Below are 22,841 nucleotides of genomic sequence, written 5' to 3' on the forward strand. Positions count from 1 at the left end.
GTTTTTTGTTTTTGTTTGGGTGGTGTTTTAACCTCCGTGGTTTTTTTCTTCGGGGGTCTCTCGTGGGGCGTGGGGGGTGTGCCCCGCCCCTCCCCTTCGGTTCGTTCGGTGTTGGTCAGCGGGATACGGCGCGTTCGATGAGGGCGGCGTAGATCTCGCCGAGGGATTTGCCGGCGGCTTCGACGGCCATCGGCAGCAGTGAGGTTTCGGTCAGGCCCGGGGACACGTTGACTTCGAGGAAGTGGACCGTGCCGTCCGGGGCGACGATGGCGTCCGTGCGGGAGACGTCGCGCAGGCCCAGGAGGCGGTGGGCGGCGACGGCCAGTTCCCCCACCGCCTGGGCGGACTTCTCGTCCAGGCGGGCCGGGGCGTGGAAGTCCGTCAGGCCGGCCGTGTAGCGGGCCGTGTAGTCGTAGATGCCGTTCTCCGGGACGATCTCCACCGGGGGCAGTGCCTGGGGGCCGTCCGGGCCGTCGACGACGGCGACGGCCACTTCGACGCCTTCGATGAAGTGCTCGGCCAGGACCGTGTCGCCGTAGGCCAGGCAGCCCACCATGGCGGCCGGGAGGTCGGCGGCGTCGCGGACCACGTGGGCGCCGAGCGCGGAGCCGCCCTGGTCCGGCTTGAGCATCAGCGGCAGGCCCAGGCGGTCCACCATGGCGGCCAGGACCGGCTTCGCGCCCAGTTCGCGGAACGTCGCGTGCGGCAGGACGGCCCACTCCGGGGTGGCCAGGCCGGCTCGGGCGAGTTCGGCCTTGGCGGTCGGCTTGTCCCAGGCACGTCGGCACGCGCGGGAGTCCGTGCCGACGAACGGGACGCCCGCCAGCTCCAGGATGGTCTGCACCGAGCCGTTCTCGCCCTCGCCGCCGTGCAGGGCGACCACGACGGCGTCGGGGCGGTGCTCCTTGAGGCGGCTGAGCAGGGTGCCGTCGGCGTCCCACTCCTCCACGACCAGGCCGACCGAGCGCAACGCGGCGGACAGCCTGCGACCGGATCGCAAGGACACCTCCCGCTCGTGCGAAAGGCCCCCGGACAGGACTGCGACCCAGCGGTTGGACAACTCTCTACTCCTGATCAAGCGGTGTCGGGCGACGGGCTGTGCGGGCCCGAGACGGCGCGGCCCACCGTGGGGCCGAACGTCTCGTGCAGCTCCATCTCGTCCTTGATGACGTTCGCGAGCCGCCGCACGCCCTCGCGGATGCGTTCGGGCGTCGGGTAGCAGTACGAGATGCGCAGTTGGCGGCTGCCGAGGCCGTCGGCGTAGAAGCCGGTGCCCGACGCGTACGCCACCCGCTGGGTGATCGCGCGCGGGAGCATGGCCTTGGTGTCGATGCCCTCCGGGACCGTCACCCAGACGTAGAAGCCGCCGTTGGGTGTGTTCCACGTGGAACCAACCGGCATGTGCTGCTCGAGCGCCGAGATCGCCGCGTCCCGGCGTTCCCGGTACGCCTCGCGGTAGGTCTTGATCTGGCCCTTCCAGTCGTGCGTCGTCAGGTAGCGCGACACGATGAGCTGGTTGAGCGTCGGCGGGCACAGGGTGGCCGACTCGGCGGCCAGCACGAGCTTCTCCCGCACGGCGTGCGGCGCGAGGACCCAGCCGACCCGGAGGCCGGCGGCGAAGGTCTTGGAGAACGAGCCCAGGTACACGACGTTGTCCGGGTCCGTCGCCCGCAGCGCCGGGTACGTGACGCCGTCGAAGCCCAGCAGGCCGTACGGGTTGTCCTCGACCACGAGGATGCCGTGCGCGCGGCAGATGTCGAGCACCTCGGCGCGGCGCTGGACGGCGAGCGTCACGCCCGCGGGGTTGTGGAAGTTCGGGATCGTGTAGAGGAACTTGATCCGGCGGCCGGAGCGCTCGACGGAGGCGACGGCCTCGCGCAGGGCGTCCGGCATCAAGCCGTCGGCGTCCATGCCCACGTGCACGACCTGGGCCTGGTAGGCGGCGAACGAGCCGAGCGCGCCGACGTACGACGGGCCTTCGGCCAGCACGACGTCACCGGGGTCGCAGAAGATCCGGGTGACCATGTCCAGGCCCATCTGGGAGCCCACGGTCACCACCACGTCGTCCGGGTGGCCGTTGATGCCCTCCAGGGCCATCACGTCGCAGATCTGCTCGCGCAGCTCGGGCACGCCGTGCGCGCTGCCGTACTGGAGCGCGACGAGCCCTTCCGAGGCGATGACGTCGGCCACTTCCGCGCTGAGGGAGTCCAGCGGCAGTGCTGCCAGGTGCGGCATCCCCCCCGCCAGGGACACCACCTCAGGCCGGCTCGCCACCGCGAAGAGCGCCCGGATCTCCGATGCCGTCATGCCCGCCGTCCGCGCCGCGTACCGGCGGAGGTGGGGGTCGAGGCTTCTGGCTCCCTGCTTGGGGGGCTGTCCGGGTAGGTTCACGGGAAACTCCGTAGGTGGGCTGCTACCGGCGGGTTTGTTCCCGGCCGAGTGTAACGGCCGTCCCGTTCGGGGCATCCGCCTTCCGGGCGGGGGTCACATCCGCCTATCCTCGTGGGGGACGTGTTCGGGGGCTTGGAGGTCGGGGTGTCGCGTCGTGTCGTTGGCGTCACCTTGGACAACCTGGAGCACCTCTCCAAGCACAGTCGGACCTGCGTCTTCTGGGAACTCGCGCCGCACCTGAAGGACCAGGCGGAGGAGTTCGGGGACACGGAGTTCGAGAAGGAGGCATGGGTCTCCAGCGTGCTCCTGGAGTGGGGCTCCTGCGGTCGCATCATCTACTGCGACGGGATTCCCGCCGGATCGGTGTTCTATGCGCCGCCCGCCGCCGTGCCCCGGTCGCTGGCGTTCCCCACCTCGCCGGCCAGCCCCGACGCCGTGCTGATGACCGGCCTGGAGGTGCTGCCCGAGTTCCGCGGCGGCGGCCTGGGCCGGGTCCTCGTGCAGACGGTGGCCAAGGACCTCACCCGTCGCGGCGTGAAGGCGATCGAGGCGTTCGGCGACAACCAGCCGGACGACGACGCGCCGAGCTGCGTCACGCCGGCCGACTTCCTGCTCCAGGTGGGCTTCAAGACGGTGCGCCCGCACCCCCGCTGGCCCCGGCTGCGGTTGGAGCTGCGCAGCGCGTCCTCCTGGAAGGAGGACGTCGAGGCGGCGCTGGAGCGGCTGCTCAGCTCGGTGTCCGTGACGACCGCGGCGGAGCCGAGCTTCAAGCCCGTGTGACCGCTAGAAGCGGTCGATCTCGCAGTTCTCCAGCGTGCCGCCCTGGAGCAGGTCGAGCGCCTGCTCGCTCACCACGAGCTGCCCCTGGTCGGTGACGCCGAGGTCGTCCACGCCCGCCTGGCCGGTCACCTCCAGCCAGTGGAAGGTCGGCAGCTCCTTGCCCTCCAGCATCTCCTGGGCCTCGTCGGAGACGGTCACCGTGGCCCGGCGGACGCGGAACGCGTCGAGACCGCTGTCGACCAGCGTGTCGGCCAGGTCGTCGGTGACGAGGTACACCGGGGCCGCCTCGACCAGGTCGTCACCGGCCCAGTCGGTGATCTCGTAGTGCACCGCTTCGATGCGCGGCGGGTGCGCCGCCGCGTCGATCACGGTTCCCTCGCCCAGGACACCGGCGACCTCGGGTTCGAGGCGGTAGAACTCCATCGTGCTCCTCGCCGGCGGGAGGCCGGCCAATAAGATCCACTCGTGGACGTGGGGGCGGAGATCCAGGGCAAGGTACTCGCGATCATCGAGGGATCGCGCGACTTCGAGAAGATTCGCACACTGCTCGCGGGGTGGCAGGCCGAGGGCATCCCGGCGGACCGCCTGGTGGACGAGCTGACCGACCTGATGCTCGACCTGCGCGCCCAGAACCGCGTGGACGACGAGGACGCGGTCGCCGAGGTGCTGGACGTCGTGGCGGACTGGTGACGGCGCTGCCGGGGGTCACGGTGGAGTGACCCCCGGGGCGCTCACCGGAGCTTGCCGGTGGCCACCTCGTGCCGCAGCAGGTCGTCCATGGTGAACGTGCCGGTGGGCTGGTCGTCCTTGCCCAGCAGGTACAGCCGCTTGACCGCGACCAGGATGCCCTCGGCCACCACGTCCCGGAACGACGGGTTGGCCAGCCGCTGCCGGTCCCCCGCGTTGGTCAGGTAGCCGACCTCGACCCGCACCGCCGTGCAGCGGGTCATCCGGAGCATGTCCCAGGTCTTCGGGTGCGTGCCGCAGTCCAGCATCCCGGTCCGCGCCACGATCTCGCGCTGGATGAACCCGGCCAGCGCCTCGCCCACGGTGGACGACGTGCCGTTGCCCGTCCCGAAGTGGAACGTCGCCACGCCGGACGCGAGCGGCGAGGAGTTGCGGTCCGAGTGCAGCGACAGGATCAGGTCCGCGCCCGCCTCGTTGGCGAACCGGGCCCGCTCCCCCTCGTCCGGGTTGTGGTTCGGCCCGCGGGTGAGCAGGGCCTCCATGCCGGTGGCGGCCATCTTGCCCTCGAGGAGCCTGGCCAGGTCGAGCATGAGGTCGGCCTCGGACACGCCGTCGACCACGACACCGCGGTCCTCGCCGCCGTGACCGGGGTCGATGATGATCCGCTTGCCGGACAGCCGGGGCCCGGCCCGCCGCACCCGCTCCTGCTCGCGCAGGAACACCGGCCGGCCGCCGCGCACCTTCGGCTGGAGCTGCCGCAGCGCGCGGACCGTGTCGGGACCGCACATGCCGTCGACGATCAGGCCGTAGTCGCGCTGGAAGCTCCGCAGGGCCTGCTCGGTCTGCTGGCCGAACTCGCCGTTCGGGCGTCCCGCGTCGTACCCGAGTTCCAGCAGGCGCTCCTGCAGCGCGAACACGTCGTCACCGGTGACCGGCTGCGCCATGAGGAAGGCGAGCGGGCGGTCGCCGAGCCGGTAGGTCGCGTCGCGCAGCGCGCGGTAGGTGGCCGGGCCGACGACACCGTCGGTGATGAGACCCCGCTGCTGCTGGAACGCGCGCACCGCGTGCTCGACCGGCAGGTCGAACACCTGGGACGGCTGCGGGTCGGACAGCAGGCCGAGCTTCGTCAGCGTTGCCCTGACCTCGGCGACGTCCGGACCGAAATCCCCGCGGCGGAGTAGCAGCATGCACCCCTCGCTCACTAAGGCGTCGACATCCGTCGACGCGAACTTGACGCCCTATTGTGCCTTGCTCGCGCCGATGGCACGGATGGGGCTACGGGGAGTGCTGACCAGTCCACAAACGAGTGACCCGCCCGCCTCTGCGAAAGGCGGACGGGTCACCGGGAGCGTTGCGCTCAGAGCACGTCGGACAGGTCGTTGAGCAGCGCGGCCTTCGGCTTGGCGCCCACGATCTGCTTGACCGGCCGGCCGCCCTGGAACAGGATCATGGTCGGCACCGACATGATCTGGTAGTCCCGGGCGATCGACGGGTTGGCGTCGATGTCGAGCTTCGCGACGGTGATCTTCTCGGAGTGCTCGGCGGCGATCTCCTCGAGCACCGGGGCGACCATCTTGCACGGACCGCACCAGGTCGCCCAGAAGTCGACCAGGACCGGCTTGTCGCTGGCCAGGACGTCATCGGTGAACGTCTGCGCGGACGTGACCACGGTGGAGCCTGCCATGTTGATCTCTCCTCGGGGATGTGGGTTCAGCTGGTGGTGACGGGCTCGCTGTAGCCGCCGCCGACGTGCTCGGCGGTGACCGCGGCCTCCGTGGTCCCGTGTTCGGCGAGCCAGCGCTCCGCGTCGATCGCGGCGGCGCAGCCCGACCCGGCGGCGGTGATCGCCTGGCGGTAGGTGTGGTCGACGAGGTCGCCCGCGGCGAACACGCCGTCCACGTTCGTGTGAGTCGTGCGGCCGATCACCTGGACGTAACCCTCGCCGTCCAGCTCGACCTGGCCCTTGACCAGTTCGCTGCGCGGGTCGTGCCCGATGGCGAGGAAGAACCCGGTGAACGCGTGCTCGCTCACCTCACCGGTCCGGGTGTCGCGCGTCTTCACCGCGGACACCGAGCCCTCGCCGGTCACCTCGACGACCTCGGCGTTGAGCAGCCACTTGATCTTCTCGTTGCTCCGCGCGCGCTCCAGCATGATCTTGGAGGCGCGGAACTCCTCGCGGCGGTGGATGATCGTGACGCTCCGGGCGAACTTGGTGAGGAACGTGGCCTCCTCCATCGCCGAGTCGCCGCCGCCGACCACCGCGATGTCCTGGTCCCGGAAGAAGAAGCCGTCGCAGGTCGCGCAGGACGACACGCCGCGCCCCAGCAGCTCCTGCTCACCGGGGACGTGCAGGTAGCGGGCCGCCGCGCCCATCGCGAGGATCACCGCGCGGGCGGCGTACCGCTTGCCGTTGGCCGTGACGTACTTCACCGGTCCGTCGAGCTCCAGCGCCTCGACGTCCTCCGCGCGCAGCTCGGCGCCGAAGCGCTTGGCCTGCTCCCGCATCTGCTCCATGAGGTCGGGGCCCATGATGCCGTCGCGGAAACCGGGGTAGTTCTCGACTTCGGTCGTGGTCATCAGCGCGCCGCCGTACTGCGAGCCCTCGAACACCAGCGGTTCGAGCTGGGCACGCGCCGCGTAGACCCCCGCGGTGTACCCGGCGGGCCCCGATCCCACGACGATCAGGTTCCGAACGTCCGACACCCTCGACCTCCGTTAGTCGCTCCCGGACCTGGATCACCCGGCCCGGCACTTCGCACAACGGATCGTAGGGCGCGGTAATTCCGCCCCTTCCCGGTGAGCTGGGCTACCCGCCCCGCTACGGCTGGATGGTGCTGTTCGCCAGTACTCCGTCCGGGTTGTCCGGGCCGCACGTCCGGGGGTCCACGACCACGATCCGGTACGCGCCGGGCGTCCCGCCGGGCAGGATCGCCATCACGGCCGGCTTGTCGTCCAGCGTGATCGGGCTCACGCCGAGCGGCTTGCCCGCGGTGATGTTCGCGCCGCGCAGGCAGTCGGCGAGCTGCTCCTGGTTCTCCAGGGGGCCGTAGTTCTGGGCCTTGAGCACGTCGCCGAACACCGGGCCGAAGTTCTCGCCGCGCACGGCGGGCATCCGGTCGCCGCCCGGCGGCTGCGCGGTGGCGCTGACCGGGGCGTTCGTCGTCGGGCCCGGCTGGGCGAAGCCGCCGTCGGCGGTGGTGTCCCGGGGGATCGCGACCACGGCGACGCCGACCGCCACGGCGGCCGTCGCGAGCAGTCCCACGCCCCAGCCGAGGCGCTTGGCGCGGCGGGCCTTGGCCTGCGCGAAGTCGATCACGGGGGCGGTGGGGCGGGCCTCCTCGGCCAGGGCCGCGTCGATCCGCTCGGCCACGTCGCGCGGCATGGGGATCGGGGGCAGGTCGCGCAGGTCCGCGAGCGTGGCGTCGAGGGCGGCCAGGATCTCGCGGGCCTCGGGGTCGTTCTCGACCAGCGGCCGCAGCTCGGCCTCGGTCCGCGGGTCCAACGCCCCCGCGTGCAGATCAGCCAGCAGGTCGACGGACCACGGCGGCCCCGAACGCCGCACATTGCCGGTCATCGTTCCTCCAACTGACGTCCCTGTTGCACCTGCACATCGTTCACTGGGACGTTCGCATCTGCACCCTGGTTCCGGAGGTGCCCCAGAACTTTGGCGAGCTTGGCCCGCCCGCGGGCGCACCTCGACTTCACGGTGCCCTCCGCGATGCCCAGGAGCTGCGCCGTCTCGGCCACCGAGTAGCCCTCCACGTCGACCAGCACGATCGGGGCGCGCTGCTCCTCCGGCAGCTCGTTGAGGGCCGCCTGGACCACCAGCCGGGTCTCCCGCTCCGCCATCGCGTCCCGGGGCGCCACCGGTTCGCCGGGGCCCGCCTCGGGCAGCGGGACGGTCGGCCTGGTTTGTCGCCTGCGCATCCGGTCGAGGCAGGCGTTGACGACTATTCGGTGCAGCCAGGTGGTGACCTGCGACTCCGCCCGGAAGCTCGCCGCCGCCCGGAACGCCGAGATGAACGCCTCCTGCAACGCGTCCGCGGCCTCCTCCGGGTCGCGCAGGGTGCGCAGCGCCACGGCCCACATGCGGTCCCGGTGCCTGCGCACGAGCTCGGCGAAGGCGTGCGGGTCCCCCGCGGCGTGCGCCGTGATGAGGTCTGCGTCCGAGCTGGCTGCGGCGGTCACGCGGGGAGCCTATCGGTCGTGGGCAACCCCACGGCGATCACCTGTACGGGCGAGTGCCGGTAGGTCCGACCCCCGCCCGTGACAACCGCGCGTCACGACGTCGCCCGTTCGACGCGCCGGCGACGACGCCATTCGTAGTGGTGGCCTACTGGGCGCGGGTGTAGACGAGTTCCGCGATCTCGGAGCGGTTGTTCTTGCCGCTGCCGCCCAGCTTCGTGATCCAGACCAGCAGGTGCTGGGTCGGCTCGTGGTCGGCCACCTGGATCTGGGTCTGGCCCGCCGACAGGGTCGCGGTCGCGATGACCTTCGTCTCCTCCAGCGGCGCATTCGGCGCGCCCGCGACCCGGATCTCCACCACGGTGCCCTCGCTGGGCGAGGTGATGGTGACCGAGGACAGCTTCACCGGCTCGGCGAAGCTCGCCATCAGGCCGACACCCGGCTTGAGCGCCGGGAACGGCTCGAAGTAGTTCTCGGTCTGCCACACCGTCGTGGGGTTGCCGTCCGCGGCCCGGCTCGCCCGGTTGGCGTTGTCGGGCTGGTTGGTCACGTCGTACACGCCGATCGACGCGGGCTGCACGGGACCGGCGGGCTGGGGCGCCGGCGGCGCGGGCTGGCCGCTCTGCCCCGGCGCGGTGGACTGGCCGATCACGACCGTCGGCCCGCCGCCGCCCGACGGCTCGTCGCTGAAGAAGTTGACGATCTGCACGCCGAGCCAGACCACCACGGCCAGCGTCGCCACCGCCAGCACGGCGACGCTGATCATGAGCTTGCGCTTGTGCTCCTTGTCGCGGACCGGGCGCTGCGTGGTCCACACCGCGCCGTCGTCCGCCGCGTCGGGCACCGGCTCGATCAGCGCGGTCTGCGCCTCGGACCGGGCGATCTGGTCCAGCACCTGCAGGATCGCGGCGCTGGTCCGGATGCCGCCGACGCTGGTGTCCTCCAGGCTGCGCACGGCGACCGACGACAGCTCGTGCGGCACGTACGGGCGCAGCGCGCTCGGCGCGAGCACCGAGCCGTCCGGCCCCGTCGGCGCGACCGGCACGCCCTCCGGGCCGTTCGGCAGCGCCCACTTGCCGGTGAGCAGCAGGTACAGGATCGCGCCGAGGCCCTTGACGTCGTCCCGGGCGATCGCGTCCGGCCTCGGCCCGGGGAACGCGAGCCGCAGCCGGCCGTCCGACGTCACCCGGATGCGCTGCGGGTGGTCCGCGCCGAGCACGAGGCCCGCGTGGTGCGCGCCCTCGATCGCCGCGCCCAGCGGCTCCAGCAGCCGCGTCGCCGAGCCCGCGGGCAGCGGGCCCTCGGCGACCAGGTCCAGCAGGTCGGTGCCCTGCGTCCACTCGGCGACGATCACGGCGAGGATGCCCTCGTCCAGCCGGATCCCGGCGCCGGGGGTCAGCACGTCGATCACCCGGGCGACGCCCGGGTGGGTGAAGCTGGAGGCGTGCATCGCGCGTTCGGCGGTCCGCTTGGCCCGCGCGGCCGCCGCGTGGTCGGCCGGGTTGCCCACCAGCACGGTCAGCGCCACGTCCCGGTTGAGCTGGCCGTCCCTGGCCCGCCACAGGTGCGCGTCGCACCGGCGGTCCACCCCGGACCGGGCCAGCAACCGGTACCGGCCGTCGCCGATCACCCCGCCGGGCACCAGCGAGGTGTTCTGGATCGGACCGCTGCTCACGGGGCCGAGGGTACGTGACCGCGTGGTGTCACAGGGGTCATCGACGGCCCACCAAACGACTGATCTTGGCGACCGCGGGCCTCACTTCCGGCACCCGGAACAGGGCCAGCAGCAGGAAGCTCAGCGGCAGGCCGACGAGCGCCTGGATCACGACCTCCACCCAGGCGGCCACCACGCGGGACTCGATTCCCACCCCGTGGACGGCGAGCCACGCCAGCCCGGTCGCCGCCGCGAACGCGATCGCGGACGCCACGACCGTGAGGCAGATGGTCCACGCGGTGTACCCGGTGCGCAGCCGGCCGAGCCGCAGCCGCAGCCAGAGCTGGCCGACCAGCGCGCCGACGACGAAGCTCAGCGACATGGCGATCGACACGGCGACCGCCAGCTTGTCCGGCGGGGAGACCGCCAGGAACCCGTAGAGCAGCCCGATCCGGACCACCACGATGATCCCCTGGATGATCGTCGGCGTCCGGGCGTCCTTCAACGCGTAGAAGACCCGCAGCTGGAGCAGGGTGATCGCGTAGGGCACCAGGCCGAACGCCGACAGCGCGAGCGCCGTGCCGATCTCCTCGCCGCCGCCGAGGCCGGACCGGCCGAACGAGAACAGGGCCAGGCCGATCGACACCCCGGACACCGTCATCAGCGCGCTGAACGGCATCAGCAGGATCGACGACATCCGGTTGCCGAACGCCAGGTCGCCCACCAGGGCGTTGGTGTCGTGCGCCGCCGCCGCGCGGCTCATCTTCGGCATGAGCGCGGTCAGCAGCGACACGCCCAGCACCCCGTAGGGCACCTGGGCGATCAGCCACTGCATGTTGTAGACCGTGATCGCGCCGCTGTCGTGCGTCGCGACCTTGGTCAGCACCACCATGCTGACGAACCCGAGCGCCACGTACAGCAGCACCCAGAACGCGAGGCCGCCGAACTCCGACAGCCGCCGGTCCCAGCCCCACCGCCAGCGGAACCGGAACCCGGTCCGCCGCAGCGCGGGCACCAGCACGGACGCCTGGACCGCCACGCCGAGCATCGTGCCGAGGCCGAGGACGAGCAGCTTCGGCTCGCCCATCCGCACCGGGTCGAGGGAGATCTCGCCCGGCATGAGCCAGTACACGACCAGCGTGATGATCACGACGAGGTTGTTGAGCACCGGCGCCCACGTGGGCAGGCCGAACACGTGCCTGGTGTTGAGGATCGCGCCGATCAGCGCGGACAGCCCGTAGAACACGATGCCGGGCAGCACCAGGTAGGCGAAAGCGGTGACCAGCTCGGGGTTCGCGTCGGACGAGTCGATGAACAGCCCGGTCAGCAGCGGCGCGCAGGCGATCGCGATGATCGTGCCGACGCCCAGGACCACCGCCGACATGGTGATCATCCACTGGGCGTACGACTCGCCGTTGTCGCCGTCCTCCTTCTCGGCGCGCACCAGCAGCGGGATGGCCACGCTGGTCAGCACGCCGCCGAGCAGCAGCTCGTTGATCATCGTCGGGAGCGTGGTCGCGACCTGGTAGGAGTCGTTGAGCACATCGACGCCGACGATCGTGATCAGCAGCAGCTTGGACAGCAGCCCGGAGGCGCGGCTGACGATCGTGGCGATGGCCATCGAGCCGCTGGCGCGCGCCAGCGACGGGCCGCCCTGCGGCTGCTGCTCCTGCGTCACCGTGGTTGTTCCGCTCAACTCGCGTTCGACCTCTCCGGGGGCGTGACCGCGCTCGCGTCGTCCGGCACCTGCGCCGCGGCGGCCCGCGACGCGCGGACCCGGCGGTAGATCCGCCGCGCGGACAGCAGCACCAGCGCGGCGCCGGCCAGGCCGGTGATCACGACGGTGATCGTCCCGTACGCGGACGACGACACCTCCAGCCGGGCCCGTTGGCCCAGCTCGACGCCGCTGGTCGTGACCAGGCGGACGTGCACCGGGAAGCGCCCGGACCGCTGCACCTCCACCGGCACCCGCACCAGGCGGTCGCCGCGCGCGGGCAGCTCGATGTCGGACAGGTCCTTGGCCACGATGCCCGGCGTGTCCTCGATCACGATCCGCACCGTGATCCGCACGTCGAGCCGGTTCTTGATGGACAGCGGGATGGGGCTGTCGCCGGAGCCGAGCAGGATCGGGCTGTTCGGCTCGGTCACCGTGACCTGGTCGCGCAGCCCGTCGATCTGGTCGCGGGCCACCGTCAACGCGGCGCGCGCCCCGTCCTCGTTGCCCCGCCACGCGCCCGACACGGCACGCAGCAGGCTCATCCGCAGCGGGTCGATCAGGTCGCCCGGCGCGGCGGACGCCGCGTCCGGTTGGCTCATCGACTCCGCGAGCTGCTGGAGCCCGCCCCACGACTCGGACACCGACGCGGTGACCGCGGGCGGCACCTCGCGCGCGCCCGCCTCGACCGGGTAGCTCAGCGCCGCGGTCTGCTCCGGAGGGGCGGCGAGCAGCGACTCCAGCCCGACGGCGGTCGCGAAGTTGCCCGCGACCAGGGACTTCGCCGTGCGCAGCAACGTGTCGACCTCGCCGGTCGGCGCGTTCCACCGGCGCGGCGGCGCGACGACCACGTGCTGCCCGGTGCTCTGGAAACCCGCCCGGAACGTGAGCGCGGCCAGCGCGTTCTGCACCGACACCGGCCGGGTCTCGCTGGGCGTGGTCACGCCCGCGACCGGCCGCGTGGTCGCGGCGCCCTGCAACGCGTCGGAGACCATGCCGTCGATGCGCACGGCGGTGACCGGCGTGCCCTCGGCCTGGTCGAACCGGACCGGCCCGGTGCCGGGCGTGCCCGCGACGGCCGACTGGTCCAGCACCAGCGAGGTGACCCCGCGCCGGGTCAGGTCCGACAGCGCCTGCTGGTCGAGCACGCCGTCGTCGGGCCAGGTCAGGCCCTGGGTCGGCTGCACGCCGAGGATCTGGCGGACCACCTCCGCGCCGCCGAGCGCGAGTTCGCCCAGACCGGTGAGCTGGGCGCGTGACAGCGCCACGAGGTCGGCGTCCGCGTCGGGCAGCGCGATCACGCACCGCCCGGCGACCAGCAGGCGCAGCCGGTCGAGCCACAGCTCCGCGCCGCTGCGGCCCTTGCCCTCGCCCTTGCCGCGCACCTCGTAGCCGCGGGTCATCGCGTCCACCGTGCGCAGCAGGTCCGGGTCGACGGCCAGGCACACCCCGGCCGCCAACGGGCTCGCCAGCGCCGACTCGTAGGCCATGAGCAGGCCGTACAGCCGGCCACCCATGGACACGGAGCCGGCCAGGTCGTCGTCGGTGAGCACGGTCGGCGAGGTGGAGACCACGCGCGGCCGGTCGGCCAGCGGCCACAGCAGGGTGAGCTTGGCCGGGTTGTCGGGCGGCGTCGGCGCCTCGCCGCCGGGCATCGCGAGCACGGGCAGCAGGGTGCTCAGCGCGGCCAGCCGGGCGCGCCCGCCGAAGTCGGGGACGCCGTTGATGTTCGCCAGGATCGGGTAGATGCCCGGCTCGGTGATCCGCAACGAGGTCGGGCCGTTGCCCCGCAGCGGCACGGTCAGCTCGAACGGCTTCGACTCGTTCTGCTCCAGCCGGTCGGCGACCGGGGTGAAGTTGGGCTGCACGAGTTCGGCGTCGGTCGGCTCGCGCAGCGCCTTGCGGACCTCTTCCTCGGTGGTCAGCGCCTCGCCGCGCTCCAGGCGCAGCTCGATGTCCTCGATCGGCCGGTCGCCGACGTTGACCACCTTGCCGGAGATGGTGACGGAGTCGGGACCGTCGGACGTGATCACCCGCGGGGTCATCACCTCGACGTCCAGGCGCAGCCACACCTGCGACTGCTGGCCGGGCTGGCTGGACAACGCCCTGGTGGCCCACACCTGGGTCGCGGGCGCCGGTCGGATGGGCAGCCGCCCGTTGTCGCCGGGCGCCGCGGGGGCCGCGGACGCCGTCGTCACGACCAGGATCCCCGCCGCCGCGAGTGCGGACAGCAGTCGCTTCACGCCGACTCCGCTCCGTCCGTCTGGTACTCGGCGAGCAGTTCGGCGGCTCGGCGCACCAGTCGACGCTCGTCCGCGTAGGCGAGCCGGTCGTCCAGTTCGCCCAGGGGCACCCACGCCACCTCGGTGACCTCCACGTCTTCGTCGGAAAGCTCGCCACCCACCGCCTCCAGCAGGAAGTGGTGGACGGTCTTGTGCACCCGCCGGTCCTCGGCGACGAACCAGTAGTCGATCGAGCCGAGGGGGCGGAGCACCCTGCTATGAATACCCGTCTCCTCGGCGACCTCGCGCACCGCGGTCTGTTCCGCGGTCTCCCCGGCCTCGATGTGGCCCTTGGGCAGCGACCACAGCAGCCGGCCGCGGCGGTCCAGCCGCCCGATGATCGCGGCGACGTGCTGCTCGAAGTCCAGCACGAGCCCGCCCGCGGACGTCTCGTCGACCGTCTTCAGCCGGCGACCGCGGCGCCGGGTCCGGCGCCTCGGCTTGGGACCGCCGGAGCGACCGGACGACTGGGGCATGCTCTGATGGTAGTGGCGACCAGCGATTACGGGACGTGGCCAGGGTGTTGCCGCCCGTGATCGACATCGGGTGGTCCCCTGTGGACAACTCGTTCTGCCGGCGTGGTCGCGCCCAGTACCCTGGCTCCCCGTGTCCGGACCACTCGCACCCACCGCCACTTCTCCTGGGCAGGACAATGCCGTGGTGGAACAGCTCAGCGCCCTCCCCGTCGCCGAGGAACTGGCCGCCCGCTTCGCCGCCGCGGGCCACCGCCTGTACCTGGTGGGCGGCAGCGTGCGCGACGCCGTGCTCGGGCGGCTGTCCGGCGACCTCGACTTCACCACCGACGCGCGCCCGCCGCGGATCCTGTCCCTGCTCAAGGGCTGGGCGGACGCGATCTGGGACACCGGCATCGCGTTCGGCACGGTCGGCGCGACCAAGTACGGGCAGACGGTCGAGATCACCACGTTCCGCGCGGACACCTACGACGGCGTGACCCGCAACCCCGAGGTGACCTTCGGCGACACCGTCGAGGGCGACCTGGTCCGCCGCGACTTCACGGTCAACGCGATGGCCTACGACGTGGTGAACCGGCAGCTCATCGACCCGACCGGCGGCCGCGAGGCGCTGCGGGCGAAGGTGCTGGACACCCCCGCGACCCCGCAGGAGTCGTTCTCCGACGACCCGCTGCGGATGCTGCGCGCGGCCCGGTTCGTCTCCCAGCTCGGCTTCACCGTCGCGCCGCGCGTGCTCGACGCCATGGCGGCCATGGCCGGCGAGCTGACCCGCATCACCGCGGAACGGGTGCAGGTCGAGCTGTCCAAGCTGCTCACCGGCGCGCACCCCCGCGCGGGCGTCGAGCTGATGGTCGAGGCCCGGCTCGCCGACGTGGTGCTGCCCGAGCTGCCCGCGATGAAGCTGGAGATCGACGAGCACCACCAGCACAAGGACGTCTACCACCACTCGCTGGTCGTGCTCGACCAGGCCGTCGACCTGGAGGGCGACACCGGGCCGGACCTGGTGCTGCGGCTGGCCGCGCTGCTGCACGACGTGGGCAAGCCGGACACGCGGCGGTTCGAGGAGGGCGGCGGGGTGTCGTTCCACCACCACGAGGTGGTCGGGGCGAAGATGGTCCGCAAGCGTTTGCGCGCGTTGAAGTACTCGAAGGAGGTCGTCGAGGACGTCGCCCAGCTCGTGTACCTCCACCTGCGCTTCCACGGCTACGGCAGCGGCGGGTGGACCGACTCGGCGGTGCGCCGGTACGTCACCGACGCGGGTCACCTGCTGCCCCGCCTGCACAAGCTGGTCCGCGCCGATTGCACGACGCGCAACCGGCGCAAGGCCAACGCGTTGCAGCGCACCTACGACGACCTGGAGCGCCGCATCGAGCGGATCGCCGCCGAGGAGGACCTCAAGCGCGTCCGGCCCGACCTCGACGGCAACGAGATCATGCGGCTGCTGGGCCTGCCGCCGGGGCCGCTGGTCGGCAAGGCGTGGAAGTTCCTCAAGGAGCTGCGGCTGGACCGAGGTCCGCTCGACCACGACGAGGCGGTCGCGGAGCTGCTCGCGTGGGCGCGCGCGGAGGGCGTCCGGCCACCGGGTGACTAACACCAAGTGACCAATCTCGGGCTTTCGGCTTGGCCAGTGACAGGCCGTTGCGACACCATGACTGTGTGCGTCGAACGCGCACTGGGGGTGGTGTCGCATGAACGCTTGGGGACTGTCCGAGGGGGGCGCCCGGGCACAGGGCCTGGACGGGCTGGACGATCGGCAGCGGGCCGTGCTCCGCTGCCTGGCCAGGGGGCTCGCCGACCACGAGATAGCGCGGGTGCTGGCGCTGAGCCAGCAGCAGGTGGGCGCGGTGGTGTCGGAGATCCTGCGGGCGCTGAACCTGCGCGACCGGATGGCCGCGGTGGTCTACGCGCACGAGACGGGCATCATCCGCCTGCCCCTGCCGCGCTGAGGGCGGCCGACCGCCTGGCCAGCGCCAGGTAGCCGACCAGGCCGAGCAGGTAGGTCACCGTGGCGGCGACCAGCAGGCCGGGCGACCGGCCGTCGAGCGGGACCACGGCCGCCGCGGCGGTGACGGCCGCCACCTGGGTGGCGTTGAACAGCGTGTCGTACAGGGCGAACACCCGGCCGCGGACCTCGTCGCCGATGTCGCCCTGCACGGCCGCGTCCACGCACAGCTTCACCACCTGGCCCGCGAACGTGAGCACGAAGGACGCGACCAGCGTGGTGGGCAGCAGCATCGGCAGGCCCAGGCCGAGCTGGGTGACCGCGGCCAGCAGCAGCGCGCCGCAGATCGCACCGCGCCGGCCGAGCACGTCCACGACCCGGTCGGTGACCAGGCCCGCGACCAGGATGCCCGCGCCGCCCGCGACGGCGACCTCGCCGAGCCCCGCCATGCCCGCCCGGAACGGCCCGAAGTCGGTGAACGTGGTGCGCATCAGCAGCAGCGTGAGCAGCAACGACGCGCCGAACGCGGCCCGGTGGGCGAGCAGCGCAAGCAGCGCGGCGGCGACGGCGGGCGCGCGCCAGGCGGCCCGCGCGCCGTCCAGCAGGCCCAGGGCGACCGCGGTCAGCGTGCGGCTGGGCTCGTCCACCTCGTCGGGCCCGAGCGCGCCACGGGCGAAGCGGGACGCCAGGAAGGCGGCGGCCAGCGAACCGAGCACGGCGAACGTCGTGGTCCACGCCGAGCCGTCGTCGTCGGCGCCCAGCACCGACCGCAGGCCCACCGCGCACCCCGCGCCGAGCACGGCGGTCAGCGCGCCGAGCGTGGTGACGAACGCGTTCGCCTCGACCAGGTGGTCGGCGTCGACCACGTGCGGCAGGGACGCGGACAGGCCGGAGCCGACGAACCGGCTGACCCCGGTGACGAACAACGCCGAGGCGTACAGCGGCAGGCCGTCCAGCCCCAGCCCGACGGCCACCGCGGTGAGCAGGATGAAGACGGCGCGCGTGAGGTTCGCCACCACCAGCACCCGGCGGCGGTCCCACCGGTCCAGCAGGGCGCCCGCGAACGGGCCGACCACGGAGTACGGGAGCAGCAGCACGGCGAACCCGGCCGCGACGGCGAGCGGGTCCGCGTGGCGCTCGGGGTTGAACAGGACCGCGCCCGCGAGACCGGCCTGGAACAGGCCGTCGCCCCACTGGGCCGCGAGCCGGGTAGCCAGCAACCGGCGGAAACCCGCCACCGCGAGGAGCTTGCGGACACCGAGGTGGTGCTTCGCCGCGGTGCTGCCGGCAGTGGTCACGGGACGAGCCTATGCCCCCGGCCGCGGGAACCACGAAGGCCGGACCCCGCGTGGGGTCCGGCCTCCCTGGTGCCAGGCGCCCGGTCGCCTCTCGGCGGGTGGCGCTGCGCGGCTCCAGCCGGACGGTATTCCGCGCAGGCTTTCAAGTGGGCCCGGGGGACTCGATGGCGCCTGACGTGTACTGCAACGAACACGGTAACCCGGATGTTCCCCCGCGGCCGAGGCGTCGTGTCGCCTTGGTCACGGCCGTTGTCTGGGATCATGCGTGGTGTGCGCCCTGATGCCGATGTCGAACCGGGTTCCCTGCTGGTCGCGGCACCGACTCTGACCGACCCCAACTTCCGCCGGACGGTGGTCTACGTCATCGACCACCGGGAGGAGGGCAGCCTCGGGGTGGTGCTGAACCGCCCCAGCGAGGTCGCGGTGCACGACGTGCTGCCCGCGTGGGGTCCGCACGTCAGCCGCCCGCAGGCCGTCTACATCGGCGGGCCGGTGGAGCAGAAGACGGCGTTGTGCCTGGCCGCGCTGCGCACCGGCGAGGACCTGGCGTCACTCGAAGGTGTGGTTGGCGTCCACGGTCCGGTGGCGTTGGTCGACCTCGACGCCGACCCGGACGTGCTGGTGGCGAAGGTGCGCGGGATGCGCGTGTTCGCCGGGTACTCCGGATGGGGCGAGGGCCAGTTGGGCGGCGAGATCGGCCGCGGCGACTGGATCGTGGTGAAGGGCCTGCCCGACGACGTGCTCACCCCGCCGAACGTCGACCTGTGGGGCCGCGTGCTGCGCCGCCAGGGCATGCCGACGGCGCTGCTCGCCACGTTCCCGGTCGACATCCGCCGGAACTGACCCGGCGGGACCGGCGTCAGGCGCGGGTCAGCACGCCGCAGCCGCCGCCGGCGCACGCGCACCCGCCGCAGCCCGCCGGGACCGGCTCGGGCATCGCCTCGGCGGCCCGGTGCCCCAGCACGCCGCCCGCGGTCGCGACGGCCACGCTGCCGACCAGCCCGATCAGGCCGATGACCAGCGCGGACGCCGGGTTGACGGCCGACGCGGCGGCGGCCACGACGGCGATCGCGCCCGCCGTCATGTTCGGCACGCCGGCGATCCTGTTGGCCAGCGCGAACGCCTCGTCGTCGCGCAGCGCGGCCTTGGTGCGCACGCCGAAGAACCGGTTGCGGTGCAGTCGGCCCCGCACGCCGAGGAAGCCGATCGTCGCGAACGCGACCCCGATCACACCCAGCACCACAGGCAGCACGATGTTCACACCGACGAGGGTAGGCCGGTGCTTCGATCTTGGTCGAACCAGGCCCGGCTTCACCCGAAGGTGTCCTTACGCACGGGTCGGCGCGGTCGGGAAGCTCGGACCATGCGAATTCGATCTTGCCTGGTCGGGTCGGTCGTCGCCGCCGTGCTCGTCACGGCCGCGCCCGCCGCCACGGCCGCGCCCGCGGTCCGCTTCCTCGGCCAGACCACGCTCCCGCACGCGATGGCGTTCGAGGGCACCACGGTCGGCGGCCTGTCCGGCGTCGACCGCGACCCGGTCACCGGCGGGTACGTCCTGATCAGCGACGACCGGTCGTACACGGCCCCGGCCCGCTTCTACACCGCCGAGGTGGACCTCGACGCCTCCGGCGCGCCCGACGTCCGCATCACCGGCACGCACGCGCTGCGCCACCCCGACGGGGGCACCTACTCCGCGCCGGCCGCGGCCGACGGCCGCACCGTCGACCCCGAGGAGATCCGCGTCGACCCGGTGACCGGGGACTACTGGTGGAGCCAGGAGGGCGAGCGGCCCGCGTCCGAAGGGGCGGTCGTGGTGCAGCCGTCCATCCAGCGGGCCGGCCGGGACGGCGCGTACGCCGGTTCCCTGCCGCTGCCGGCGAACTACGCGTTCACCCCGGGCCGCGGACCGCGCCGCAACCTCGCCCTGGAGGCGATCGCGTTCTCACCCGACGGCGCGCTGCTGACCAGCGTGGTCGAGGGTCCGCTGCTCCAGGACGGCGACCTGCCGACGGCGGACCGGGGCGCGTTCACCCGCCTCACCGTGCAGACCCGCGACGGCGCGGTCGTGCGCCAGCACGCCTACCCGCTGGAGCCGCTGTTCGCCGAGCCCGAGCCCGGACCGTGGGGCCCGGACACCGGCGTGCCCGCGATCCTGGCCGACCCGAAAGTCCCCGGCCGCTACTACGCGCTCGAGCGCACCTGGGTGCCCGGCGCCGACTACAAGGTCCGCCTCTTCCAGGTCGACCTCGCGGGCGCGACGGACGTGCGCGGCCGGGACGTCCTCGGCGACGACGTCCGCCCGGTCCGCAAGAGGCAGCTCGCCGACCTGCACGACTTCCCGCTGCCCGTGATCGACAACGTCGAGGGGCTCGCGTGGGGGCCGCGCCCGGCCTCCGGCGGGCGCACCCTGCTGCTGGTCAGCGACGACAACTTCGCGGCCGAGGAGTTCACCCGGTTCATCGCGCTTGCGCTGCGCTGATACCGTTGACGGCATGAGCAAGGCCCGCCTGCTCCTTAGCTAGCCGCGCGGGGCCCCGTCAACCGGGTCCGCGCGGCAACCCCTCACGCCCTTCCGCGGCTGGGGGGTTTCGTCATGTCAGGGGCAGGTACCGATGGAGAGGGACATCCCGATGAGCACGGACGCGGCGGACGCGACGCCCGCCTACCGCTACACCGCCGAGCTGGCCGGCGAGATCGAGCGGCGCTGGCAGCAGCACTGGGAGGAGCAGGGCACCTTCCACGCGCCGAACCCCGTCGGGCCGCTCCGGGGCGACGTGCCCGCCGACAAGCTGTTCGTGCAGGACATGTTCCCCTACCCCTCCGGCTCCGGCCTGCACGTCGGCCACCCGCTGGGCTTCATCGGCACCGACGTGTTCGCCCGGTACCACCGGATGAACGGCCGCAACGTGCTGCACACGATGGGCTTCGACGCGTTCGGTCTGCCCGCCGAGCAGTACGCCGTGCAGACCGGGCAGCACCCGCGCAAGACCACCGAGGACAACATCCAGACCTACCTGCGGCAGATCCGCAGGCTGGGCCTGGGCCACGACGAGCGCCGGCGCATCTCCACGATCGACCCGGACTACTACAAGTGGACCCAGTGGATCTTCCTGCAGATCTTCAACTCCTGGTACGACCCCGAGGCGGGCAAGGCCCGGCCGATCGCCGAGCTGGAGGCCCGGTACGCCTCGGGTGAGCGGCCCACGCCGGACAAGCCGTGGGCCGAGATGACCCGGGCCGAGCGGGAGAAGCTGCTGGGGCAGCACCGCCTGGTGTACCTGTCCGAGGCGCCGGTGAACTGGTGCCCCGGCCTGGGCACCGTGCTGGCGAACGAGGAGGTCACCGCGGACGGCCGCAGCGAGCGCGGCAACTTCCCGGTGTTCCGGCGCTCGCTGCGCCAGTGGATGATGCGGATCACCGCGTACTCCGACCGGCTGATCGACGACCTGGACCGGCTGGACTGGCCGGACAAGATCAAGGCGATGCAGCGCAACTGGATCGGGCGCTCGCACGGCGCCCGGGTCAAGTTCGCGGTGGCGGGCCACGACGGCGTCGACATCGAGGTGTTCACCACCCGGCCGGACACGCTGTTCGGCGCGACGTACATGGTGCTGGCGCCCGAGCACCCGCTGGTGGACGTGATCGCCTCCGCCGAGCAGGCGGACGCCGTCGCGGCCTACCGCGCCGAGGTGTCCCGCAAGTCCGAGCTGGACCGGCAGGAGAACAAGGAGAAGACCGGCGTCTTCACCGGCGCGCACGCGACGAACCCGGTCAACGGCGCGCGGATCCCGGTGTACGTCGCGGACTACGTGCTGATGGGCTACGGCACCGGCGCGATCATGGCGGTGCCCGGCCAGGACCAGCGCGACTGGGACTTCGCCAAGGCGTTCGACCTGCCGATCATCCGGACCGTGCAGCCGCCCGCGGACTTCGACGGCGAGGCGTACACGGGCGCCGGCCCGGCGGTGAACTCGAGCCACGAGAGCAGCGTCAGCCTGGACGGGCTGGACGTCGACGCGGCCAAGAAGAAGATCATCGCCTGGCTGGAGGAGCAGGGCCGGGGCGAGGGCACCGTGCAGTTCAAGCTGCGCGACTGGCTGTTCTCGCGGCAGCGGTACTGGGGCGAGCCGTTCCCGATCGTGTACGACGAGGACGGCACGCCGATCGCGGTGCCGGAGTCGATGCTGCCGATCGAGCTGCCGGACGTGGACGACTACTCGCCGCGGACGTTCGACCCGGAGGACGCGAACTCCGAGCCGTCCCCGCCGCTGTCGCGCGCCGAGGACTGGGTGACCGTCGAGCTGGACCTGGGCGACGGGCCGAAGCGCTACCGCCGCGAGACCAACACCATGCCCAACTGGGCGGGTTCGTGCTGGTACCAGCTGCGGTACGTGGACCCGACCGAGCCGGACCGGTTCGTCAACGCGGAGAACGAGCGCTACTGGCTGGGCCCGCGCCCGGCCGAGCACGGCGCGAACGACCCCGGCGGCGTCGACCTGTACATCGGCGGCGTGGAGCACGCCGTGCTGCACCTGCTGTACGCCCGGTTCTGGCAGAAGGTGCTGTTCGACCTGGGCCACGTGTCCGGTGACGAGCCGTACCGGCGGCTGTTCAACCAGGGCTACATCGAGGCGTACGCCTACACCGACGCGCGCGGCACGTACGTGCCCGCCGAGCGGGTGGAGGAGCGTGACGGCAGGTACTTCTTCGAGGGCGAGGAGGTGCGCCGCGAGTACGGCAAGATGGGCAAGAGCCTGAAGAACGTCGTCACGCCGGACGAGATGTGCGAGAAGTACGGCGCGGACACGTTCCGGCTGTACGAGATGTCGATGGGCCCGATGGACGTCTCGCGGCCGTGGGCGACCAAGGACGTCGTGGGCGCGCAGCGGTTCCTGCAGCGGCTGTGGCGCAACCTGGTCGACGAGACCACGGGCGAGCTGCGCGTCACCGACGTCGACCCCGGCGAGGAGACGCTGCGGGTGCTGCACAGGACGATCGCGGGCGTGCACGACGACTACGCGAACCTGCGCTACAACACCGCGGGCGCGAAGCTGATCGAGCTGAACAACCACGTCACCAAGCACTTCCCGGGCGGCGCGCCGCGCGTCGTGGCCGAACCGCTGGTGCTGATGCTGGCCCCGCTGAGCCCGCACGTCGCCGAGGAGCTGTGGGCCAGGCTGGGCCACACCGAGTCGCTGGCGCACGGCCCGTTCCCGACCGCGGCGGAGGAGTACCTGGTCGAGGACACGGTCGAGTACCCGATCCAGGTCAACGGCAAGGTGAAGGCGCGCGTGGTCGTGCCCGCCTCCGCGTCGTCGGACGAGGTGCGGGCGGCGGCGCTGGCCGACGCCAAGGTGGCCGAGCTGCTGAACGGCGGCACGCCGCGCAAGGTGATCGTGGTGCCGGGCCGGCTGGTCAACGTGGTGCTGTAGCGG

The 22,841-nt window shown here is 72.3% G+C and carries 21 protein-coding genes; 7 read left to right on the forward strand and 14 right to left on the reverse strand.

What is annotated here, in order from left to right:
* Window positions 1–115 precede the first annotated feature (115 nt).
* Together ACFXGA_RS10345 and ACFXGA_RS10350 are read right to left on the reverse strand one after the other, a co-directional pair.
* Complete coding sequence (locus ACFXGA_RS10345; RefSeq protein WP_378086285.1) at window positions 116–1,060, reverse strand: D-alanine--D-alanine ligase; 945 nt, start codon at window positions 1,058–1,060, stop codon at window positions 116–118.
* A 14-nt stretch (window positions 1,061–1,074) separates the two neighbouring features.
* Window positions 1,075–2,391 carry a PLP-dependent aminotransferase family protein gene (locus tag ACFXGA_RS10350; protein ID WP_378086287.1) on the reverse strand — a complete coding sequence of 439 codons (1,317 nt, stop codon included), beginning with the start codon at window positions 2,389–2,391 and terminating at the stop codon, window positions 1,075–1,077.
* 144 nt (window positions 2,392–2,535) lie between these two features.
* Here ACFXGA_RS10350 and ACFXGA_RS10355 point away from each other — a divergent pair, with 144 nt between their 5' ends.
* A complete protein-coding gene (locus ACFXGA_RS10355; protein WP_378086289.1) occupies window positions 2,536–3,171 on the forward strand; it encodes a GNAT family N-acetyltransferase in 636 nt (211 codons plus the stop codon).
* A gap of 3 nt (window positions 3,172–3,174) precedes the next feature.
* Here the strand turns inward: ACFXGA_RS10355 and ACFXGA_RS10360 are convergent, their stop codons facing one another.
* Window positions 3,175–3,594, reverse strand: a complete 420-nt coding sequence (locus ACFXGA_RS10360) for a hypothetical protein (protein WP_378086290.1) — start codon at window positions 3,592–3,594, stop codon at window positions 3,175–3,177.
* A gap of 42 nt (window positions 3,595–3,636) precedes the next feature.
* On the opposite strand from ACFXGA_RS10360, the gene ACFXGA_RS10365 reads away from it, so the two are divergent.
* Window positions 3,637–3,861 carry a hypothetical protein gene (locus ACFXGA_RS10365; RefSeq protein ID WP_378086292.1) on the forward strand — a complete coding sequence of 75 codons (225 nt, stop codon included), beginning with the start codon at window positions 3,637–3,639 and terminating at the stop codon, window positions 3,859–3,861.
* A gap of 41 nt (window positions 3,862–3,902) precedes the next feature.
* Here the strand turns inward: ACFXGA_RS10365 and ACFXGA_RS10370 are convergent, their stop codons facing one another.
* From ACFXGA_RS10370 to ACFXGA_RS10410, 9 genes are all read right to left on the reverse strand, one after another.
* Window positions 3,903–5,045 (reverse strand): N-acetylmuramoyl-L-alanine amidase, encoded by a 1,143-nt coding sequence (locus ACFXGA_RS10370; RefSeq protein WP_378086294.1) that lies wholly within the window; start codon window positions 5,043–5,045, stop codon window positions 3,903–3,905.
* Window positions 5,046–5,215: 170 nt separating this feature from the next.
* Window positions 5,216–5,542: a thioredoxin gene (gene trxA / locus ACFXGA_RS10375; RefSeq protein WP_378086296.1), complete on the reverse strand. Its 327-nt coding sequence runs from the start codon at window positions 5,540–5,542 to the stop codon at window positions 5,216–5,218.
* A gap of 26 nt (window positions 5,543–5,568) precedes the next feature.
* Window positions 5,569–6,561, reverse strand: coding sequence for a thioredoxin-disulfide reductase (gene trxB / locus ACFXGA_RS10380; protein WP_378086298.1), 993 nt, complete (start codon window positions 6,559–6,561; stop codon window positions 5,569–5,571).
* 115 nt (window positions 6,562–6,676) lie between these two features.
* Window positions 6,677–7,432, reverse strand: coding sequence for a hypothetical protein (locus ACFXGA_RS10385; protein WP_378086300.1), 756 nt, complete (start codon window positions 7,430–7,432; stop codon window positions 6,677–6,679).
* A complete protein-coding gene (gene sigM, locus ACFXGA_RS10390; protein ID WP_378086302.1) occupies window positions 7,429–8,046 on the reverse strand; it encodes an RNA polymerase sigma factor SigM in 618 nt (205 codons plus the stop codon). Before sigM ends, ACFXGA_RS10385 begins: the two co-directional genes overlap by 4 nt.
* Window positions 8,047–8,191: 145 nt before the next feature.
* Window positions 8,192–9,718 carry a protein kinase family protein gene (locus ACFXGA_RS10395; RefSeq protein WP_378086304.1) on the reverse strand — a complete coding sequence of 509 codons (1,527 nt, stop codon included), beginning with the start codon at window positions 9,716–9,718 and terminating at the stop codon, window positions 8,192–8,194.
* Window positions 9,719–9,755: 37 nt separating this feature from the next.
* A complete protein-coding gene (murJ, locus tag ACFXGA_RS10400) occupies window positions 9,756–11,393 on the reverse strand; it encodes a murein biosynthesis integral membrane protein MurJ (protein ID WP_378086306.1) in 1,638 nt (545 codons plus the stop codon).
* The gene (locus ACFXGA_RS10405) at window positions 11,390–13,654 is read right to left on the reverse strand and encodes a DUF6049 family protein (RefSeq protein ID WP_378086308.1); all 2,265 of its coding nucleotides are present in this window, start codon (window positions 13,652–13,654) and stop codon (window positions 11,390–11,392) included. The genes murJ and ACFXGA_RS10405 overlap by 4 nt, the downstream gene beginning before the upstream one ends.
* Complete coding sequence (locus ACFXGA_RS10410; RefSeq protein WP_378086310.1) at window positions 13,651–14,169, reverse strand: NUDIX hydrolase; 519 nt, start codon at window positions 14,167–14,169, stop codon at window positions 13,651–13,653. Before ACFXGA_RS10410 ends, ACFXGA_RS10405 begins: the two co-directional genes overlap by 4 nt.
* A gap of 130 nt (window positions 14,170–14,299) precedes the next feature.
* Between ACFXGA_RS10410 and ACFXGA_RS10415 the strand changes: the two genes are divergently transcribed.
* Both ACFXGA_RS10415 and ACFXGA_RS10420 read left to right on the forward strand, forming a co-directional pair.
* Window positions 14,300–15,757: a CCA tRNA nucleotidyltransferase gene (locus ACFXGA_RS10415; protein ID WP_378086312.1), complete on the forward strand. Its 1,458-nt coding sequence runs from the start codon at window positions 14,300–14,302 to the stop codon at window positions 15,755–15,757.
* 97 nt (window positions 15,758–15,854) lie between these two features.
* Window positions 15,855–16,112, forward strand: a complete 258-nt coding sequence (locus ACFXGA_RS10420; RefSeq protein ID WP_378086314.1) for a helix-turn-helix transcriptional regulator — start codon at window positions 15,855–15,857, stop codon at window positions 16,110–16,112.
* Here the strand turns inward: ACFXGA_RS10420 and ACFXGA_RS10425 are convergent.
* Window positions 16,087–17,406 (reverse strand): MFS transporter, encoded by a 1,320-nt coding sequence (locus ACFXGA_RS10425; protein WP_378086316.1) that lies wholly within the window; start codon window positions 17,404–17,406, stop codon window positions 16,087–16,089. The two genes, ACFXGA_RS10420 and ACFXGA_RS10425, sit on opposite strands and share 26 nt — an antisense overlap.
* Window positions 17,407–17,667: 261 nt before the next feature.
* Between ACFXGA_RS10425 and ACFXGA_RS10430 the strand changes: the two genes are divergently transcribed.
* Entirely contained in the window at window positions 17,668–18,249 is a 582-nt protein-coding gene (locus ACFXGA_RS10430) for a YqgE/AlgH family protein (RefSeq protein WP_378086318.1), read from the forward strand.
* Window positions 18,250–18,265: 16 nt separating this feature from the next.
* Here the strand turns inward: ACFXGA_RS10430 and ACFXGA_RS10435 are convergent, their stop codons facing one another.
* Complete coding sequence (locus ACFXGA_RS10435; protein ID WP_378086320.1) at window positions 18,266–18,667, reverse strand: SdpI family protein; 402 nt, start codon at window positions 18,665–18,667, stop codon at window positions 18,266–18,268.
* Window positions 18,668–18,769: 102 nt separating this feature from the next.
* On the opposite strand from ACFXGA_RS10435, the gene ACFXGA_RS10440 reads away from it, so the two are divergent.
* Window positions 18,770–19,885 (forward strand): esterase-like activity of phytase family protein, encoded by a 1,116-nt coding sequence (locus ACFXGA_RS10440; RefSeq protein ID WP_378086322.1) that lies wholly within the window; start codon window positions 18,770–18,772, stop codon window positions 19,883–19,885.
* A gap of 151 nt (window positions 19,886–20,036) precedes the next feature.
* On the forward strand, window positions 20,037–22,838 hold the full coding sequence (gene leuS / locus ACFXGA_RS10445; RefSeq protein ID WP_378086324.1) for a leucine--tRNA ligase: 2,802 nt from the start codon (window positions 20,037–20,039) through the stop codon (window positions 22,836–22,838).
* The last annotated feature ends 3 nt before the right edge of the window (window positions 22,839–22,841 follow it).

The organism is Actinosynnema sp. NPDC059335 (assembly GCF_042752395.1).
In the GTDB taxonomy this organism is placed as follows: domain Bacteria; phylum Actinomycetota; class Actinomycetes; order Mycobacteriales; family Pseudonocardiaceae; genus Actinosynnema.

Coding starts and splice junctions, on each gene's coding strand:
- leuS (WP_378086324.1), top strand. CDS start 20,037: ATGAGCACGGACGCGGCGGACGCGACGCCCGCCTACCGCTACACCGCC.
- trxA (WP_378086296.1), bottom strand. CDS start 5,542: ATGGCAGGCTCCACCGTGGTCACGTCCGCGCAGACGTTCACCGATGAC.
- ACFXGA_RS10410 (WP_378086310.1), bottom strand. CDS start 14,169: ATGCCCCAGTCGTCCGGTCGCTCCGGCGGTCCCAAGCCGAGGCGCCGG.
- ACFXGA_RS10440 (WP_378086322.1), top strand. CDS start 18,770: ATGCGAATTCGATCTTGCCTGGTCGGGTCGGTCGTCGCCGCCGTGCTC.
- ACFXGA_RS10360 (WP_378086290.1), bottom strand. CDS start 3,594: ATGGAGTTCTACCGCCTCGAACCCGAGGTCGCCGGTGTCCTGGGCGAG.
- ACFXGA_RS10370 (WP_378086294.1), bottom strand. CDS start 5,045: ATGCTGCTACTCCGCCGCGGGGATTTCGGTCCGGACGTCGCCGAGGTC.
- ACFXGA_RS10430 (WP_378086318.1), top strand. CDS start 17,668: ATGCGTGGTGTGCGCCCTGATGCCGATGTCGAACCGGGTTCCCTGCTG.
- ACFXGA_RS10385 (WP_378086300.1), bottom strand. CDS start 7,432: ATGACCGGCAATGTGCGGCGTTCGGGGCCGCCGTGGTCCGTCGACCTG.
- ACFXGA_RS10420 (WP_378086314.1), top strand. CDS start 15,855: ATGAACGCTTGGGGACTGTCCGAGGGGGGCGCCCGGGCACAGGGCCTG.